Source organism: Streptomyces sp. NBC_01451 (assembly GCF_036227485.1).
GTDB lineage: Bacteria > Actinomycetota > Actinomycetes > Streptomycetales > Streptomycetaceae > Streptomyces.
Genome location: NZ_CP109479.1, coordinates 7,973,588 through 7,990,988, shown reverse-complemented (window position 1 = coordinate 7,990,988; position 17,401 = coordinate 7,973,588). Strand labels below are relative to the sequence as shown.

Annotated in this window: 16 protein-coding genes; 7 read left to right on the top strand and 9 right to left on the bottom strand. The window is 69.3% G+C overall.

Annotated features, from left to right (window positions below; translation table 11 throughout):
- Positions 1-74 precede the first annotated feature (74 nt).
- Positions 75-1,094, top strand: a complete 1,020-nt coding sequence (locus tag OG595_RS35085; RefSeq protein ID WP_329279177.1) for a LacI family DNA-binding transcriptional regulator — start codon at positions 75-77, stop codon at positions 1,092-1,094.
- 111 nt (positions 1,095-1,205) lie between these two features.
- On the opposite strand, the gene prcA is transcribed toward OG595_RS35085, so the two are convergent.
- The 6 genes from prcA to arc all read right to left on the bottom strand — a co-directional run bounded on the left by prcA (position 1,206) and on the right by arc (position 7,341).
- On the bottom strand, positions 1,206-1,955 hold the full coding sequence (gene prcA / locus OG595_RS35080) for a proteasome subunit alpha (RefSeq protein WP_329279175.1): 750 nt from the start codon (positions 1,953-1,955) through the stop codon (positions 1,206-1,208).
- A 56-nt stretch (positions 1,956-2,011) separates the two neighbouring features.
- Complete coding sequence (gene prcB, locus OG595_RS35075; protein WP_329279173.1) at positions 2,012-2,857, bottom strand: proteasome subunit beta; 846 nt, start codon at positions 2,855-2,857, stop codon at positions 2,012-2,014.
- A complete protein-coding gene (locus OG595_RS35070; protein ID WP_329279171.1) occupies positions 2,809-3,414 on the bottom strand; it encodes an endonuclease VII domain-containing protein in 606 nt (201 codons plus the stop codon). Before OG595_RS35070 ends, prcB begins: the two co-directional genes overlap by 49 nt.
- A 43-nt stretch (positions 3,415-3,457) precedes the next feature.
- Positions 3,458-3,673 carry a ubiquitin-like protein Pup gene (locus OG595_RS35065; RefSeq protein WP_161064777.1) on the bottom strand — a complete coding sequence of 72 codons (216 nt, stop codon included), beginning with the start codon at positions 3,671-3,673 and terminating at the stop codon, positions 3,458-3,460.
- Between the two features lie 155 nt (positions 3,674-3,828).
- Positions 3,829-5,340, bottom strand: a complete 1,512-nt coding sequence (gene dop, locus OG595_RS35060) for a depupylase/deamidase Dop (RefSeq protein WP_443073276.1) — start codon at positions 5,338-5,340, stop codon at positions 3,829-3,831.
- A 234-nt stretch (positions 5,341-5,574) separates the two neighbouring features.
- Positions 5,575-7,341, bottom strand: coding sequence for a proteasome ATPase (gene arc, locus OG595_RS35055; protein WP_329279166.1), 1,767 nt, complete (start codon positions 7,339-7,341; stop codon positions 5,575-5,577).
- 253 nt (positions 7,342-7,594) lie between these two features.
- Here arc and OG595_RS35050 point away from each other — a divergent pair, with 253 nt between their 5' ends.
- A complete protein-coding gene (locus OG595_RS35050) occupies positions 7,595-7,900 on the top strand; it encodes a ferredoxin (RefSeq protein WP_329279165.1) in 306 nt (101 codons plus the stop codon).
- A 131-nt stretch (positions 7,901-8,031) separates the two neighbouring features.
- On the opposite strand, the gene OG595_RS35045 is transcribed toward OG595_RS35050, so the two are convergent.
- Both OG595_RS35045 and OG595_RS35040 read right to left on the bottom strand, forming a co-directional pair.
- Positions 8,032-8,607, bottom strand: a complete 576-nt coding sequence (locus OG595_RS35045; RefSeq protein ID WP_329279163.1) for a hypothetical protein — start codon at positions 8,605-8,607, stop codon at positions 8,032-8,034.
- Positions 8,608-8,802: 195 nt separating this feature from the next.
- Positions 8,803-9,705, bottom strand: coding sequence for a tRNA (adenine-N1)-methyltransferase (locus OG595_RS35040; RefSeq protein WP_164320531.1), 903 nt, complete (start codon positions 9,703-9,705; stop codon positions 8,803-8,805).
- A 215-nt stretch (positions 9,706-9,920) separates the two neighbouring features.
- On the opposite strand from OG595_RS35040, the gene OG595_RS35035 reads away from it, so the two are divergent.
- The 3 genes from OG595_RS35035 (at position 9,921) to OG595_RS35025 (ending at position 13,981) form a co-directional block, all read left to right on the top strand.
- The gene (locus OG595_RS35035; RefSeq protein WP_329279161.1) at positions 9,921-11,369 is read left to right on the top strand and encodes a glycosyltransferase family 2 protein; all 1,449 of its coding nucleotides are present in this window, start codon (positions 9,921-9,923) and stop codon (positions 11,367-11,369) included.
- 261 nt (positions 11,370-11,630) lie between these two features.
- A complete protein-coding gene (locus tag OG595_RS35030; RefSeq protein WP_329279160.1) occupies positions 11,631-12,563 on the top strand; it encodes a glycoside hydrolase family 113 in 933 nt (310 codons plus the stop codon).
- Positions 12,560-13,981, top strand: a complete 1,422-nt coding sequence (locus tag OG595_RS35025; protein WP_329279157.1) for an acyltransferase family protein — start codon at positions 12,560-12,562, stop codon at positions 13,979-13,981. Before OG595_RS35030 ends, OG595_RS35025 begins: the two co-directional genes overlap by 4 nt.
- Before the next feature lie 21 nt (positions 13,982-14,002).
- On the opposite strand, the gene OG595_RS35020 is transcribed toward OG595_RS35025, so the two are convergent.
- Positions 14,003-15,472: a site-2 protease family protein gene (locus OG595_RS35020; protein WP_329279155.1), complete on the bottom strand. Its 1,470-nt coding sequence runs from the start codon at positions 15,470-15,472 to the stop codon at positions 14,003-14,005.
- Between the two features lie 179 nt (positions 15,473-15,651).
- On the opposite strand from OG595_RS35020, the gene OG595_RS35015 reads away from it, so the two are divergent.
- Both OG595_RS35015 and OG595_RS35010 read left to right on the top strand, forming a co-directional pair.
- Positions 15,652-16,530, top strand: a complete 879-nt coding sequence (locus OG595_RS35015; protein WP_329279153.1) for a RecB family exonuclease — start codon at positions 15,652-15,654, stop codon at positions 16,528-16,530.
- 114 nt (positions 16,531-16,644) lie between these two features.
- The gene (locus OG595_RS35010) at positions 16,645-17,316 is read left to right on the top strand and encodes a response regulator (RefSeq protein ID WP_055529669.1); all 672 of its coding nucleotides are present in this window, start codon (positions 16,645-16,647) and stop codon (positions 17,314-17,316) included.
- Positions 17,317-17,401 lie beyond the last annotated feature (85 nt).

Below are 17,401 nucleotides of genomic sequence, written 5' to 3'. Positions count from 1 at the left end.
TGTTACGTATAACGTCGCCCGTCATACGTACCATGTGCCCAGTCCGCACGTCCACACGAAGGAGCAGGCCCACGGTGGCACGAGGCAGCACCCGACCCACCAGCCGCGACGTCGCCCGGGCCGCGGGCGTCTCCCAGGCCGCCGTGTCCCTCGTCCTCGGCGACAAGTGGCGCGGGCGCGTCTCCGAGACCACCGCCGAACGCGTACGCACCGCCGCCCGCGAACTCGGCTACCGCCCCAACCTCGCCGCCCGCAACCTACGCCTCGGCCACACCCGCACCGTCCTCCTCGTCGTCCCCGCCCTCACCACCGAGTTCTTCGCCGGCGTCTACACCGGAGCCGCCCGCATCGCCGCCGAACACGGCTTCGGCGTCGTCCTCTACCCCTCCCCCGAGGGCATCGGCCCCGCCCGCGACCCCTTCCACTCCGCCCGGGCCGCCCTCGACGGCGTCCTCGCCTCCTCCATGGCCGCCGACGCCCTCACCGCCATCCGCGGCGACCAGCTGCCCCTCGTCATGCTCGACAGCGACCCCCACGGCAGCCTCGGCGCCGCCACCGTCAACCTCGACATCGCCGACGGCGTACGCCAGGTCACCGACCACCTCCTGGCCCTCGGCCACCGCCGCTTCCTCCACCTCGCCGCCGACATCCCCTCCTGGACCTTCGCCGTACGCGCCCACGAACTCGCCACACGGCTCGCCGGCGCCCCCGGAACCGACCTGCGCACCATCCAGGCCCCCATCTCCTTCGAAGGCGCCCAACAGGCCGTCACAGCCGCCCTCACCGGCCCCGGCCCCCACCCCACCGCCCTCGTCTGCGACGACGACAAACTCGCCACCGGCGCCTACAAGGCCGTCCGCCGCCTCGGCCTGCGCATCCCCGACGACCTCTCCGTCACCGGCCTCGACGACCTCGCCCTCGCCACCGCCATCGACCCCGAGTTGACGACGGTCCACCTCGACGCCGAACTCTTCGGCGAACGCGGCATGCAGGCCCTCCTCGCCGTACTCGACGGCCGCCCGCCCACCCAGGGCGACATCCCCGTCCGACTCGTCGTACGAGGCTCCACGGCACCGCCCCGCAGCCGCACCTGAACCCCCGTCAACGCCCGTACCCCGGCCGCCACAGGCAACCGGGGTACGAATCAGAACAAACAGTCAAGCGGAACAAACCACAGCCAGACGGACAGGGACACCCTGGCGCCGCTACGCCTCGGCGTCGTCCTCAGCGGCGCTCTCCGCCTCCGTGGTCGCTCCACCGGCCTCCAGCAACCGCCCGAGCTGACGGCCGACGATCCGCTTGAACTTCCGCTTCTGCGGACGCGTACGGTCCAGCACCGCCACCTCCAGCCGCTCGGCCGGAATCTCCCGCTCGGTGCCGTTCGTATCGCGCGACAGAGCCTGAACCGCCAGCTTCAGCGCCTCGGCCAAGGACATCCCGTCCTGATGACGCTGATCCAGATACGTACTGATCTGCTCGGCGTTACCACCGACCGCCACCGAACCGTGCTCATCGACGATCGAACCGTCGTGCGGCAGCCGGTAGATCTGGTCACCGTCGGCCGTCTCACCGACCTCCGCGACGACCAGCTCCACCTCGTACGGCTTCTCCGCCGCCGAGGAGAAGATCGTGCCCAGCGTCTGCGCGTACACGTTCGCCAGACCACGGGCCGTCACATCGGCACGGTCGTACGTGTACCCACGCATGTCGGCATACCGCACACCGCCGATCCGCAGGTTCTCGTACTCGTTGTACTTGCCGGCGGCCGCGAAGCCGATCCGGTCATAGATCTCGCTGAACTTGTGCAGCGCACGGGACGGGTTCTCGCCGACGAACACGATGCCATCGGCATACTGCAGCACAACCAGGCTGCGACCACGGGCGATGCCCTTGCGGGCGTACTCCGCCCGGTCGGCCATCGCCTGCTGGGGTGAGACATAGAACGGCGTCGACACCGGATTAACCGTCCCTTTCTGTCGAAGTCACTGGACCACCTGAACAGCGAGAGGTACTACAGCAGCTCGGCACGCGGGCCGTCGGGCTGCTCCAGCCGCCGCTCCAGAATCGAACGGGCGATCTCAGCACCCTCGTCGTCCGTCAGCCTGCGGAAACCGTCCTCGGTGATCACGGTGACGATCGGGTAGATCCGGCGCGCGACATCGGGACCACCGGTCGCCGAATCGTCGTCCGCCGCGTCGTACAACGCCTGAATGACCAGCGTCGTCGCGTCCGCCTCACTCAGATCACGGTGATACAGCTTCTTCATCGCACCACGCGCAAAGATCGACCCCGAACCGGTCGCCGCATAACCGTGCTCCTCGGAACGCCCACCCGTCACGTCGTACGAGAAGATGCGCCCCTTCCCCCGGTCCACGTCGAACCCGGCGAACAGCGGCACCACGGCAAGACCTTGCATGGCCATACCGAGGTTCGAACGAATCATGGTGGACAGCCGGTTCGCCTTGCCCTCCAGCGAGAGCTGCGCACCCTCCACCTTCTCGAAGTGCTCCAGCTCCAGCTGGAACAGCTTCACCATCTCGACGGCGAGACCGGCGGTGCCGGCGATGCCGACAGCCGAGTACTCGTCCGCCGGGAACACCTTCTCGATGTCCCGCTGCGCGATGACGTTCCCCATCGTCGCTCGCCGGTCACCGGCGAGCACCACACCACCCGGGAAGGTGACGGCGACGATGGTCGTGCCGTGCGGGGCCTCGATCGCACCCTGGGTGGGCGGCAACTGCCGCTTGCCCGGGAGCATCTCCGGCTGATGGTCGGACAGAAAGTCCATGAAGGACGACGACCCGGGCGTCAGGAAGGCAGCCGGTAGACGCCCGGTGCTACGAGTGTTGGCTTCCACGCGTTTCCTTCCACGTATGTCGCAGCCCGCCTTATGACGTCGGGCCGATCCTTGAACTGCCCCAGCGCCGCGTTGCAGCTGAAGCACAGTACGCCTCGGACCCTACCCGTCTGGTGGCAGTGATCCACATGTGCAGGCGGAGCAGACAAACATATGCAGCAGACGCCACCTTGCGAGACGATCAACTCGTCACGCTCAGCTTCGGTGAGGCCGTACTGACGCATCAGATGGTCTTCTCGCCCCCGAGTCGCCCGGCACGCCTTGCAGCGTGTGGACAAGCCGTCCGAGGCAGTCGCATTGCGGTGCCACTCACTGTGCGGCTTGATCTCTCCGCACGTTCGGCAGAGCTTGTGTCCAGACGGGACGTCCACCCTTTCCCGCACCGACTTCCCTACGGCCTCCCGGCGGCGCCGGTAGTGCTCAGCGCTGTACTCCGCCACGCACTCCCGACACCGCACCTGAAGGCCATCGCGTCGATTCTTGTCCCGCGCGAAAGCGGTAACAGGCACGTCCCTCTCGCAACCCGCGCACCGCTTGCCCGGCGTTTCGTCAACCATCCCCCGCAACCTTCATTTCGAAGGTCCTTTGACCTATTGCCCTTTACTGCCCACCTTTTTGCACAAATGACCGAACGAAATCCTCGGCGTTCTCCTCTAGTACGTCATCGATTTCATCGAGGACGGAGTCCACGTCGTCGCTCAGCTTCTCCTGGCGCTCCTTGAGGTCTTCGGATACCTGTGCCTCAGGTGCCTCCTCGACCTCCTCGGTGCTGCGCGTCGCCTTCTGCTGTCCGCCGCCGGTGTCCTTGGTCGCCATAACCCTCACCCCGCTCGGTTCGACGTTCTTGATCAGACCCTACAAGCAGGGTCCGACATTGGCCCCGTTGTTGCCACAACGTCCGGGAACCATCTCGATGATTCCCGGACGCGGCACTTTCCACCCTGCCGGGACGCCCCGGCCCAAAGGCCGACTCAGTGGCCCGACAGGACCCTGACCAGGTCTTCTGCCGTGCGGCAGCGGTCCAGGAGCTCTTTCACGTGATTACGCGTTCCGCGAAGCGGCTCCAGGGTTGGGACGCGCTGGAGCGAGTCCCGGCCGGGCAGATCGAAGATCACGGAGTCCCAGGAGGCCGCCGCGACGTCGTCCGCGTACTGCTCCAGGCAGCGTCCGCGGAAGTAGGCACGGGTGTCCTCCGGAGGCTTCGTGCGGGCCCGCTCGACCTCGTCCTCGTCCAGCAGGCGCTTGATGCGCCCACGGGCCACGAGGCGGTTGTAGAGGCCCTTCTCGGCCCGCACGTCGGCGTACTGGAGGTCGACCAGGTGCAGCCGGGCCGCGTCCCAGTCGAGGTCGTCGCGGCGCCGGTAGCCCTCCATGAGTTCCAGCTTGGCGACCCAGTCGAGCTCGCCGGCGAGGCTCATGGGGTCGTTCTCCAGGCGGTTCAGGGTGTCTTCCCAGCGGACCAGGACGTCCTTGGTCTGGTCGTCGGCGTCGGCCCCGTACCGCTCCTCCACGTACTTGCGCGAGAGTTCGAAGTACTCCATCTGGAGCTGTACGGCGGTCAGTGTGCGCCCGCTGCGGAGCGTGACCAGTCGTTTGAGTGTCGGGTCGTGGGAGACCTGGTGGAGCGTGCGTACGGGCTGGTCGACCGCCAGGTCGACGGCGATGAAGCCGTCCTCGATCATGGAGAGGACCAGGGCCGTGGTGCCCAGTTTCAGATAGGTCGAGATCTCGGAGAGGTTGGCGTCGCCGATGATCACGTGGAGGCGGCGGTACTTCTCCGCGTCCGCGTGGGGTTCGTCGCGCGTGTTGATGATCGGGCGCTTGAGAGTGGTCTCCAGACCGACCTCGACCTCGAAGTAGTCCGCGCGCTGGCTCAGCTGGAAGCCGTGCTCGTGGCCGTCCTGGCCGATGCCGACGCGGCCCGCGCCGGTGACGACCTGGCGGGAGACGAAGAACGGCGTGAGGTGGCGCACGATGTCCGAGAAGGGGGTCTCCCGCTTCATCAGGTAGTTCTCGTGCGTGCCGTAGGAGGCGCCCTTGTTGTCGGTGTTGTTCTTGTAGAGGTGGATCGGCTGGGCGCCGGGGAGCTGGGCGGCCCGTTCGGCCGCTTCGGCCATGATGCGTTCGCCGGCCTTGTCCCAGAGGACGGCGTCGCGGGGGTTGGTGACTTCGGGGGCGCTGTACTCGGGGTGTGCGTGGTCGACGTACAGCCGCGCGCCGTTGGTGAGGATGACGTTGGCCAGGCCGATGTCCTCGTCGGTGAGCTGGCTGGAGTCGGCGACCTCGCGGGCGAGGTCGAAGCCTCGCGCGTCGCGCAGCGGGTTCTCCTCCTCGAAGTCCCAGCGGGCCCTGCGGGCCCGGTGCATCGCCGCCGCGTAGGCGTTGACGATCTGGGACGAGGTGAGCATGGCATTGGCGTTGGGGTGGCCGGGGACGGAGATCCCGTACTCCGTCTCGATGCCCATTACTCGCCGTACGGTCATGCGGCCCTCCTTGCCCGGCGGTGTCCTCGGTCGGGGACGCCGCTCAAGTACCGGTGGTGCTCCGGTGCGTGTGCGGTGCCCGTCCCCGCACTGCGCGACTCGGCGGTACGAAAGAGCCTAGAACGCCTTTGCGCTGGTGGGGAGATCATTTGCGTCATTGCCTCGCTCCGGCTGTGGCCTGAAAAACAGTTGGCTGCGGGTACCCGGTGAGGGCACCCGCAGCCACCCCGTTTTTTACAGGTACTGACCGGTGTTGGCCACCGTGTCGATGGAGCGTCCGGTGTCCGCGCCCTGCTTTCCGGTGATGAGCGTACGGATGTAGACGATCCGTTCGCCCTTCTTTCCGGAGATCCGGGCCCAGTCGTCGGGGTTGGTGGTGTTGGGGAGGTCCTCGTTCTCCTTGAACTCGTCCACGCATGCCTGGAGGAGGTGGGAGACGCGGATGCCCTTCTGCTTGTGGTCGAGGAAGTCCTTGATCGCCATCTTCTTGGCCCGGCCCACGATGTTCTCGATCATGGCGCCGGAGTTGAAGTCCTTGAAGTAGAGGACTTCCTTGTCACCGTTGGCGTAGGTGACTTCCAGGAAGCGGTTCTCGTCGGATTCCGTGTACATGTGTTCCACGGCCGTCTGGATCATGCTCTGGACCGTGGCCACCTTGTCGCCGCCGTGCTCCCCCACGTCCTCGGGGTGCAGCGGGAGACGGTCGGTGAGGTACTTCTGGAAGATGTCCTTGGCGGATTCGGCGTCCGGACGTTCGATCTTGATCTTCACGTCGAGTCGGCCGGGGCGCAGGATGGCGGGGTCGATCATGTCCTCGCGGTTGGAGGCACCGATGACGACCACGTTCTGCAGGCCTTCCACGCCGTCGATCTCGGCGAGGAGCTGGGGGACGATGGTGTTCTCCACGTCCGAGCTGACGCCGGATCCGCGGGTGCGGAAGAGGGATTCCATCTCGTCGAAGAAGACGATGACGGGGGTGCCCTCGCTGGCCTTCTCCCTTGCACGCTGGAAGACGAGGCGGATCTGCCGCTCGGTCTCGCCGACGTACTTGTTGAGGAGTTCGGGGCCCTTGATGTTGAGGAAGAAGCTCTTGCCCTGGGCCTGGCCGGTGACTTCGGCGACCTTTTTGGCCAGCGAGTTGGCGACGGCCTTGGCGATGAGCGTCTTTCCGCATCCGGGGGGCCCGTACAGCAGGACGCCCTTGGGCGGCCTGAGTTCGTGCTCCTTGAAGAGGTCGGGGTGGAGGTACGGGAGTTCGACGGCGTCGCGGATCATCTCGATCTGGTTGCCCAGGCCGCCGATCTGCTCGTAGCCGATGTCGGGTACTTCTTCGAGGACGAGTTCCTCGACCTCGCTCTTCGGCACGACTTCGTAGACGTAGCCGGAGCGGGGTTCGAGCAGGAGGGCGTCGCCGGGGCGGATGACGACGTCCAGGAGCGGCTCGGCGAGCCGTACCACCCGTTCCTCGTCGGTGTGCCCCTGTACCAGTGCGCGCTCGCCGTCCTCAAGGATCTCCTTGAGGGTGACGATGTCTCCGACGCTCTCGTACTCCATGGCCTCGACCACGTTGAGAGCTTCGTTGAGCATCACTTCCTGGCCGCGCCGGAGCTCTTCGAGCTCGACGCTGGGGCTGACGTTCACGCGGAGTTTGCGGCCTCCGGTGAAGATGTCGGCCGTGCCGTCCTCGTTGGCCACGAGGAAGACACCGAAGCCTGCCGGGGGCTGTGCCAGCCGGTCGACCTCTTCCTTGAGGGCCACGATCTGGTCGCGGGCCTCCCGGAGTGTGTTGGCGAGCCGCTCGTTCTGCGCGGACACGCCGGCCAGGTTGGTCTGCAGTTCGACGATCCGCTCTTCGAGAATCCTCGTGTGTCGCGGAGAGTCGGCGAGCTTGCGCCGCAGGACGGCGATCTCCTGCTCAAGGTAGGCAATCTGCCCGGACGGGTCGTCGGACCCTCGTCCCGGGCGGATGCCGCGGTTCATGTCGTCGTCGTGGGCTGCCACGGTCCTCACCTCCTCCAAGGGGAGCTGGACGCTTCCAGACCCTACCTGGGTGGGTGTCGATTGAAACCCCTAGATCACAAAGACTGTCGGGGTGTGTCCGATCTTCACCCTTGCGCTCTCCCTCACGCCAGGGGAATACCCACAGAACATGATTGGGAAGCGGCCGGGGGTAGGGTCGAAGTGTTCAACACCCGTCAGAGCTGGGCCGACTTGCCGTCGGATTGTCTTGCTCGGGACAGAAACGGCAGGAGATGTGACCGTGCAGGAGGAGGCCGTGGCCGACGGTGAGGCGTTGGAGGTCTGGATCGACCAGGACCTGTGCACAGGGGACGGAATCTGTGTCCAGTACGCGCCGGAGGTGTTCGAGCTGGACATCGACGGGCTGGCGTACGTGAAGAGCCCCGGGGACGAGTTGTTGCAGGCCCCGGGGGCGACGACGCCGGTGCCGCTGCCGTTGCTGACGGATGTGGTGGACTCCGCGAAGGAGTGTCCGGGCGACTGTATTCACGTACGTCGAGTTTCGGACAGGGTCGAGGTTTTCGGCCCGGACGCGGAGTGATGGTCCGACCACTCCGCGCCGCCATCGGCTGATTCGCGCACTCGCCGCTGTCCGGTTTCTCACACCCGCCAGTTCGCACACAAGTTCGGCCACGCGTTCGACCGTCGCCTGCCGATCATTTGTTCCCGTGTTCACACACTCTGCGCGCCGGCGGGTGTCGAGCGGAGGAACGCGCCGTTCTTCCACTGCCACTTGGCGCGCTCGTCGACGTCGGGGCAGCACCGGGGGACGTCGAGGGACGAGTAGCCGAGGAGGGTGGCCGTGACGGCGGCGTCACGGACGGTCAGGTCGGTGACGGTGAGGCGGTCCTTGGGGTCGACGAGGGTCGCGACGATGCGCGGCTTCCCGGCATCGGCGGCCCGGGTGAGGACGTACACACCGTTGGGCGGGGTGCCCGAGCCGGCGTCACAGCGTACGGAGGCGACCGTCTCGGGTCTGCCGTCGCCGTCGAGGTCTCCGGTGGCCTTGTTCTGCACGAGGACCGGGAGCGGGCCGCACTGGAGGGGGAAGTCGACCCCGGTGGGGTCGGGGGGTGCCGCTGCCGCGGCGGGTCTTCCCGCGGGGCCGGCCGCCTGGGCCGCGGTGGCGGAGCCCGGCTGGAGCGCAGAGGAGAGGGCGACGACGCCGGCGAGGGCGGTGGCCGTGGCGAGCCAGTGGATGGGGCGGGTGTGCGTGTGTGCCAGTTCCGGGACGGCGGATTGCTGCACTCGGAGTGTCTCCCGTGGAGGGCTGTGCCGGTGGGGTGTCCCGCATAGTGCCACACGTCACAGTGCGGGGGAACGGCGGGGTCAGCGGTGCTGCGTGTCAGCACCGGTGCCGTTGTGGCGGCAACGGGAAAGAGTTGTGGCCGAGTTCCCGGAGTGCTGCGGGAACTCGGCCACGGTGTCGGTGCGTTGACGTGGTCAGCGGCCGTTGCCGCCGTCGGCGTTGGGGCCGGTGTAGTCCTCGCCGTAGGAGCCCTTGGAGGGGCGGCGGCGGCGCATGGGCGGCTCGACGCCGTCCGCGAGGCGGCGGGCGGTGAGCAGGAAGCCGGTGTGGCCGATCATGCGGTGGTCGGGGCGGACGGCGAGGCCCTCGATGTGCCAGTTGCGGACCATCGACTCCCAGGCACTCGGCTCGTTGAAGCAGCCGATCTCGCGGATGGACTCGACGGTCCGGGCGAGCTGGGTGGTGGTCGCCACGTAGCAGCAGACGATGCCGCCGGGGACGAGCGCCTTGGAGACCGCCTCCAGGCATTCCCAGGGGGCGAGCATGTCGAGGACGACACGGTCGACCTCGGTGTCGCTCAGGTTGTCCTGGAGGTCGCCGACAGTCAGCTGCCAGGCGGGGTGGGGACCCCCGAAGTAGCGCTCGACGTTCTGCTGGGCGATCTCGGCGAAGTCCTCGCGGCGCTCGTAGGAGTGCAGCATGCCCTGGTCGCCGATGGCGCGCAGCAGGAAGCTGCTGAGCGAGCCGGAGCCGACGCCCGCCTCGACGACGCGTGCGCCGGGGAAGATGTCGGCGAAGGCGAGGATCTGCCCCGCGTCCTTGGGGTAGACCACGGCGGCGCCGCGGGGCATGGACAGGACGTAGTCGGGGAGCAGGGGGCGCAGCGCGAGGTAGGCGACGTTTCCGGTGGTGCGGACAACGCTGCCCTCGGGTGCGCCGATCAGCTCGTCGTGCGGGAAGGAACCTTTGTGGGTGTGAAAGTTCTTTCCGGCTTCGAGCGTGAACGTGTAGTGGCGGCCCTTGGGGTCGGTCAGCTGAACCTGGTCCCCGACCTTGAAGGGCCCGCGCCTGCGGGCGGCACCGGTCGGTTCGGACATGTGAAGAGCCTACCGGTGTTGTCGGGGGCCGCTGACCACCGGGCTTGCGGGTGAGGGACCGGCTTCGGGAGTCCCGTCCTGTGACGGGAATCATCTTCACAAAATCTACAATCGGCATGCATGGTTCCGCTTAGTACTTCCGGTACTTCAAGTACTTCCAGGGTGTTCCGGCCCTTGGTGACGAGTCGGTCCTTTATGTAAGCAAGTGGGTGATCATGGCCACCTCCGCAGACGGCGTCGACCTCTTCCGGTCCCGCCGCACCGCGCGGATGGTGAGACGTCAGGCGGTCTGGAAGCCGGGGTTTCTGCCGTTCCTGGTCACCGCGGGCCTCGCCTATGTCTTCTCCTCCGCGCTGTACTCCCCCGAGCGGACGCTGATGGGCTGGGTGGTCACCGTCCTGTGGACGCTGCCCGTCGTGTCTTCGTTCGTCGGCGTGGCCGGTGCCGTGCTGACCCGTCGCCGTATCGCGCGCCAGCGCGGCTGGACGGAGGCCTCCCCGGCGCAGCACGACCGGCTCGTCGTGCTGGTCCCGACCATCGGACGTGACGACACCTATCCGGCGCTGGAGCGGTCGGTGCTGTCGTACTGCGCGTTCCTGCCGGGCTGGTTCCCCGATCTGCGCGTCGACGTCCTGACGGAGGAGGGCTGCGAGGCCGCCGTCCGGATCGACGCACTGGCCGCCCGCAGCCCCCTGATTCGCGTGGTCACCGTGCCGAAGGCCTACCGGACTCCCAACGGCACCCGGTTCAAGGCCCGCGCCAACCACTACGCCCACGAACTGCGCATCGCCGAGGGTGAGGCGCAGGACGACGTGTGGGTGCTGCACATGGACGACGACACCGGTGTGGGTCCGGACACGGCCGAGCAGGTGGCGCGCTTCATCAACGCCCAGCGCCGCGCCGGTCCCGAGGGCAAGCACCTGGCCCAGGGCATGCTGACGTATCCGCGCGAGAACGCCGTCAACCGCCTGACCTGGCTGGCCGACGCGATCCGCCCCGCGGACGACATCGCCCGCTTCGCCGTCCTCACCGGCGGCGGTACTCCGCTGGCCGGGCTGCACGGCGAACTGCTGCTGCTGCGCGCGTCCGTCGAGGCCACGATCGGCTGGGACTTCGGCCCGGACTCCATCTGCGAGGACGCGCATCTCGCGTTGGTCTTCGCCAGTCGTTACAAGGGGCGCAGCGACTGGTTCTCCGGCCGCAGTTACGGCGCGTCCCCGGCGACCATGCGGGACTTCCTCAAGCAGCGGGAGCGCTGGTCGTGGGGTCTGGTGGGGCTGGCCTTCAACCGGAGCCTGCCGCGTCGTTCCCGGGCGCTGCTCATGTACAGCGTGACGACCTGGGTCATGGGCCCCTTCCAGCACGTCGGTGTCGTCCTCGCGGTCGGCGCACTGCTCGGCGACCTCAACACCTCGCCGGTCACGCCGTGGATCCTGCCGCTGTGGGCGGTGACCATGGGGTACGCGGTCTGGATGTACTGGGAGGGGCTCAAGATCAACGCCTCGGTGTCGGCCAACGGCCGCCGCCTGTGGTGGGAGCCGGTCGCGGTGGTCGCCCTCATGCCGTTCTTCGCGCTGTGGGAGGCGGTCGGGTCCTTCCGGGGGCTGCTGCGGTGTCTGCGCGGCGTGGAGAACCAGTTCGTCGTGATCGCGAAGCCGGCCTGAGGGATGCCCACACGTCTTCGATGCCTTCGAGGCCTTCCTGATCTACGTCGCCTCCATCGCCTTCGTCGCCTTCGTGGCCTCGTCCCGCTGCTCCTCCTGCCCCTTCTGCTGACGGCCGGGTGTGTCGCTCCGGGTGCCGGATCGCCGGCCTCGTCCACAGCTTCGGCGCCGGCATCCGCGTCCGAATCCACGGTCGGGAGTCCGGCCCCGGCGCGGGTCGCCCGGCCGTGGCGGCGCGGGGACCCGCAACTCGGGGCTCAGGTGCTCTGGTACACCTACCCGGGCGAGACGGACTCGTCCGTGCGCACCGAGGCGCTGCGTCTGGTGAACTACATGGTCGGCCGGCACATGAACGCGGTCTCGGTGACCTTTCCGTTCGCGACGGCCGGCCCGACGGCGAGCCTGGTCGGCGCCTCGGCCGCGACGCCCTCCGTACGGCATCTGGGCATGCTCATGGACACCGCGGCGGCGGCCGGACTGCGCGTCACTGTGCGTCCGCTGCTCGACGAGCGGAGCCTGGTGGCCCGGGACCCGCTGGCCTGGCGCGGTTCGCTGGCCCCCGCCGACAGGGCGGCCTGGTTCCGGTCGTACGAGGCCTTCCTCGCGCCCTATCTCGCCCTCGCGGCCCGGCATCGCGTGAGCACCTTCGTCGTCGGGGCGGAACTGACGTCGCTGGAGGACGACCCGCGCTGGCGTTCGCTGATCGCCACGGCGAGCAAGTCGTTCCACGGCGAACTGTCGTACGACGCCAACTGGGACGACTACGTCGCCCGGCATGTCCCCGTTCCCGTCGACCATCTGGGCATCGACGCGTACTTCCCGCTCCCCCGGCTCGGCGACGACGCCTCCGTCACGGAGATCGCCGAGGGCTGGGAGCGCTGGCTGGACCGCAAGAGCGCCGGGAAACTGCCCCGGATCGTCCTGAGCGAGGTCGGCATCATCGCCGAGGACGGCGCCTATCGTCACCCGGCGGTCTGGAGCGGCGGGGAGAAGCTCAACCCCACGGTGCAGCAACGCTGGTTCGAGGCCGCCTGCCGGGTCGCACGGAACCGGGACATGGCCGGCCTCTACTGGTGGAACCTCGACTTCCACGCCGACCCCGCGGCCGGTGCCCCCGCCGGCTCCCGCACCTCCTTCCTCGGCCGTCCCGCCGAGGCCGTCATCACCTCCTGCTTCCGGACCTGGCCGAGATGAACGAAGAGCGCTACGGGCACCTGCCGCCGAAATCGGCCGAGTCGTCCCGGTACGAGAACGGTCCCCGCCCCCGGCCGCACGCCGGCCCGGCGCCATGGGCCGCCGAGCCCCGGACCGGTGCTGCCGGGCGCATCCCGGCCCCGGGGTGGCCCCGGGGTGCCGGGGCGGGACGGATCGTGGATGCGGCTCCGGTCACGTGGCCGGTGCCGGGCGCAGAGGCGGGGGCGGCCGTGCTCGGAGGACCGGTCGGCGGTGCTCCCCCTGCGGACGTCGCCCGTCTCCTGGCACCCGCCGCCGGGCCTGTACCCGGGGCCGGGCCGGGCACCGTGCCGGCGCGGGAGGCGGGGCGGGAGTCGGGTTGGCGGCGCTTCTCCGCCGTGGACGGTCTGCGGGGAGCGGCCGTGCTGGCCGTCCTGTTGCATGACACCGGCGTGGGCGGGCCGTATCTCTCCTGGACCGGTGCGGGCGTCGATGTCCTGCTGGTGCTGACGGGTTTTCTCGCCACCCTGCCCCTCGTGCGCGCGGCGACGGCCACGGGCAGCACCGGCGTGGCCGGTTTCCTGGCCCGCAGGGCGAAGCGGCTGGTTCCGGCGCTGCTGGTGGCCGTCGCCCCGACCGTCGCGGTGTGCTGGGCGCTGGGTTCTGCGCGCACCGTCCGCGACCTGGCCGGACCGATGGGTCACGAGGGCTGGGCGGAGTGGTGGCAGGGGGGACCGCCGGGTGCCGTTCCCACGCTGGACTCGCCGCTCGCTCCGCTGTGGTCGTGGGGCATCACCGCCCTTCCCGTACTGGCGTGGGCACTGCTGCTGGCCTGCCTCGGCCTGCCGGCCCGCCGCCGGCTCGCTCCGGTGGCGCTGGTCGTCGCGCTGCTCGCCGGGGCGGTGGCCGTCGCCTCGACGGGTGGGATGCTGCCCGGCGTCGACGCCGTCACCGGTGGTCGGGCGCTCGCCCTGGCTGCCGGTGCCGGTGCGGCCTGTCTCGTGCACCTGGCGGAACGCGGCGGGCGTGCGGTGAACCGCCGGGTCGCCGTCCTGTCGACGGTGACCGGTTTCGGCGCGGCGGCGGCCCTGGGGGTGTCCGCCGTGCTGCGCGACGGAGGGCGGGGCGACACCCCGTACGTGGTCGCCGTCGTGCTGGGGGCCGCCGTACTGACAGCGGTGCTCTGCCACGGTCGGGGCCCGTTGGTACGGCTGCTGTCGGGGGATCTGCTCACGGAGGCCGGCCGGATGTCGTACAGCCTCTTCCTGCTGCACCTTCCCGTGTACTGGCTGCTGCGGCGCGGCCAGCCGGGTCTCGGCTCTCTCGGCCTGTTCCTGGTCGGGGGCGTGGTGACCTGGTTCCTGTCCCTGCTCGTCCACTATCTGCTCGTCGAACGCCTGGCCGCCCGCCCCTGGCGTCGCGCGCGGGTGTCCCACTGACCCTCGCGGCGGAGTCGCGCTCTAGTTCGGGCGGGCCATCGCCTTGACGAAGGCGCGTTCCACGTCGGCCGCCGAGAGGACTCCGTAGATCTCGCCGGAATCCTCCACGACCAGGTACTCGGTGGCGGGGGTCGCGCGCAGGGCGTCGAGGAGTTCCTCGCCGGAGAGCTCCGCGGAGACGCGCATGCCGTCGGTGAGGTCCTGGGCGAGACCGCTGACCGAGACCCAGGGGCGCCGGTGTTCGGGTACGCCGACGATGGCGGCCTCGCGGACGAGGGAGAGGGGTTCGCCGTCGGGGTCGACGACGACGAGGGCGCGGGCCCCGGCGTCGTTGGCGCGGCGCAGTGCCTCGGAGAGCGGGGTGTTGGTCTCCACGGGGACGGCACGGCGGGTGAGGTTGCGGGCGCGGAGTTCCGGGAGGTGTTCGCGCAGGCGGGCCATGCGGAGGCTGTTGCCGGCTCCGGTCCAGATGATCGCGGCGAGGATCGCGGCGAGCAGCGCGTCGGTGACGGTGTCCATGCCGACGCTGTCCTCGGCGGTGGAGCCGAGGGCGCCGGACTGGGTGAGCAGCGGGAGCCCGATGAGGACGGAGACGGCGAGGGCGCGGCCGACCCAGGCGGCGGCGACCGTACCGCTCATGGGTTTGCCGGTGATCTTCCAGACGACGGCGCGGAGCATGCGTCCGCCGTCGAGGGGCAGGCCGGGGAGCAGGTTGAAGGCGGCCACGATGAGGTTGGAGATCATCAGGCCGGCCAGCAGGACGCCGGGGACGGTGCCGGGTTCGACGGTCTGGAGGGCGAGGTAGAAGACGCCCGCGAGGATCAGCGAGAGGAGCGGGCCGACGAAGGCGAGGACGAATTCGCGCCCGGGGGTCTCGGACTCCTTCTCGATCTCGGAGACGCCGCCGAAGAACTGGAGCTGGATGCGGCGTACCGGGAGTTTGAAGCGGAGCGCGGCGACGGTGTGGGCGAGTTCGTGGACGAGGACGGAGGCGTAGAAGGCGACCGCGAAGAAGAGGGAGACGAGGTAGCGGACGGCGCCGAGTTCGGGCAGTACGCGGTCCAGCTGGCCGCCGAAGACCCAGGTGATGAGGGCGGCGACGAGGAACCAGCTGGGGGCGACGTAGACGGGTACGCCGAAGGGGCGTCCCATGAGGAGTCCGCCGCCGGGATCCTTGGGCTTCCGGGGGGCGCGGGACTTGGCGGGGCGGGGGGTGGTGACGCCGGTACGGCCCGGGGTGTCGGCGGGCGCGTCCGGCTGCGTGGGCTCCGCCTGTTTCGGGGGTTCCGGGGCGGCGGGTTCGCCGGTGTCGGCGGGGCCGTCGGTCGGCGTGGGCTCGGCGTCGGGTTTCCCGGTCTCCGCGAGCCTGGTGTCGGTCGTCGTGGGTTCGGGGTGTGTGGGGTCGGTGGTCGACGCCGTACCGCCGGTGTGGCGGTCGGTCGACTGGTCGTTGCCGGAGCGCGGCTGTCCGCTCCCGCCGCTCTCGTCCACAGTGTCCCCTTGTCGGATACGTCTCCCTTTTCCGCTCCGGGGCGGAAGGGCCTCGGGTCGATGGTATGCGGCCGTCGCCACGGGTTCCGCCCCGGCACCCCCTGTGTTCGCCGGGGTGTTGTGGCCGGGACGTGGCGGCGGCCGGGTCACTGTCAGTGGCGGGCCGTATGGTCGTCGTCATGGAAATGAGCACCGAGGGCGCCGCCGGGTCCGTCCCGCCGGTCGTGCCGCCCTCCGCGCCGGCGTCGTTGTCGCCCTCGCGGGCCAGTGACTTCATGCAGTGTCCGTTGCTGTACCGGTTCCGGGTGATCGACCGGTTGCCGGAGAAGCCGAGTGAGGCGGCGACGAGAGGCACGCTGGTGCACGCGGTCCTTGAGCGGCTGTTCGACGCGCCGGCGGCCGAGCGGACGGCGCCGCAGGCGAAGTCGTTGATCCCGGGTCAGTGGGACCGGCTGCGGGAGTCGCGGCCGGAGGTCGTGGAGCTGTTCGCCGACGATCCGGACGGGGAGCGGCTGGCGCGGTGGCTGGGCGAGGCGGAGCAGCTGGTGGAGCGCTGGTTCGGGCTGGAGGATCCGACGCGGCTGGAGCCGGCCGAGCGTGAGCTCTTCGTCGAGGCGGAGCTGGATTCCGGGCTGAAGCTGCGCGGGATCATCGACCGGGTCGATGTGGCGCCCACGGGCGAGGTGCGGATCGTCGACTACAAGACGGGGAAGGCACCGCGTCCGGAGTACGCGGAGGGCGCGCTGTTCCAGATGAAGTTCTACGCGCTGGTCGTGTGGCGGCTGAAGAACGTGGTGCCGCGGCGGCTTCAGCTGGTGTATCTCGGCAGCGGGGACGTGCTGACGTACGACCCGGTCATGGCCGATCTGGAGCGGGTGGAGCGGAAACTGCTGGCTTTGTGGGAGGCGATCCGGGAGGCCACGGAGTCGGGGGTGTGGCGGCCCCGGCCGACGAAGCTCTGTGGCTGGTGTGATCACCAGGCCGTGTGTCCGGAGTTCGGGGGGACTCCCCCGCCTTATCCGTTGCCCGTACGTGTGGCTCCGCCGGGAGCGCCGTAGTCAACCGCGGGTCCGGATGGGGGCCTGTCGGGCCTGTCGCGCAGTTCCCCCGCGCCCCTTAGGGGCGCGATTCGGCACAGGGCAGAATGGGAGGGCCTAGCGAAGGAGACTTACGTGGCCATCCGCGTCCTACTTGTCGACGACCAGCCGCTGTTGCGTACCGGGTTCCGGATGATTCTGGAGGCCGAGCAGGACATCGCGGTTGTCGGCGAGGCCGGAGACGGTCTTCAGGCCATCGACCAGGTGCGGGCCCTTCAGCCCGATGTGGTTCTGATGGACATCCGTATGCCGCGGATGGACGGTGTGGAGGCGACTCGGCAGATCACCGGACCGGGGCGGGACGGGCCGGCGAAGGTGCTGGTGCTGACGACCTTCGATCTCGACGAGTACGTGGTGGAGGCGCTGCGGGCCGGTGCCAGCGGCTTCCTGCTGAAGGACGCGCCCGCCAACGAGCTGGTGCAGGCGATCCGGGTGGTGGCCTCGGGTGAGGCGATGCTCGCGCCGAGCATCACGCGTCGTCTGCTGGACAAGTACGCGGGGCATCTGCCGTCGGGGGACGAGCCCGTGCCGGACGCGCTGCACACGTTGACCGAGCGTGAGGTCGAGGTGCTGAAGCTGGTGGCGCGGGGCCTGTCGAACGCGGAGATCGCCGCCGATCTGTTCGTCAGCGAGACCACGGTCAAGACACATGTCGGGCATGTGCTGACCAAGCTGGGGCTGCGCGACCGGGTGCAGGCCGCCGTGTACGCGTACGAGAGCGGGCTGGTGCGTCCCGGCGCGCAGTAGCCGGGACAGTCGCGTCCGCGTGTGCGCTCGTATGTGTGCGTGTGCACGACGAGAGGGCGCCCCTTCCGGGAACGGAAGGGGCGCC

Bases quoted from the DNA above. Each gene is read 5' to 3' on its own strand.
- OG595_RS35070 (WP_329279171.1), bottom strand. From the start codon at position 3,414: ATGGTTGACGAAACGCCGGGCAAGCGGTGCGCGGGTTGCGAGAGGGAC.
- OG595_RS35025 (WP_329279157.1), top strand. From the start codon at position 12,560: ATGAACGAAGAGCGCTACGGGCACCTGCCGCCGAAATCGGCCGAGTCG.
- OG595_RS35015 (WP_329279153.1), top strand. From the start codon at position 15,652: ATGGAAATGAGCACCGAGGGCGCCGCCGGGTCCGTCCCGCCGGTCGTG.
- dop (WP_443073276.1), bottom strand. From the start codon at position 5,340: ATGACCGTACGGCGAGTAATGGGCATCGAGACGGAGTACGGGATCTCC.
- OG595_RS35040 (WP_164320531.1), bottom strand. From the start codon at position 9,705: ATGTCCGAACCGACCGGTGCCGCCCGCAGGCGCGGGCCCTTCAAGGTC.
- OG595_RS35065 (WP_161064777.1), bottom strand. From the start codon at position 3,673: ATGGCGACCAAGGACACCGGCGGCGGACAGCAGAAGGCGACGCGCAGC.
- OG595_RS35035 (WP_329279161.1), top strand. From the start codon at position 9,921: ATGGCCACCTCCGCAGACGGCGTCGACCTCTTCCGGTCCCGCCGCACC.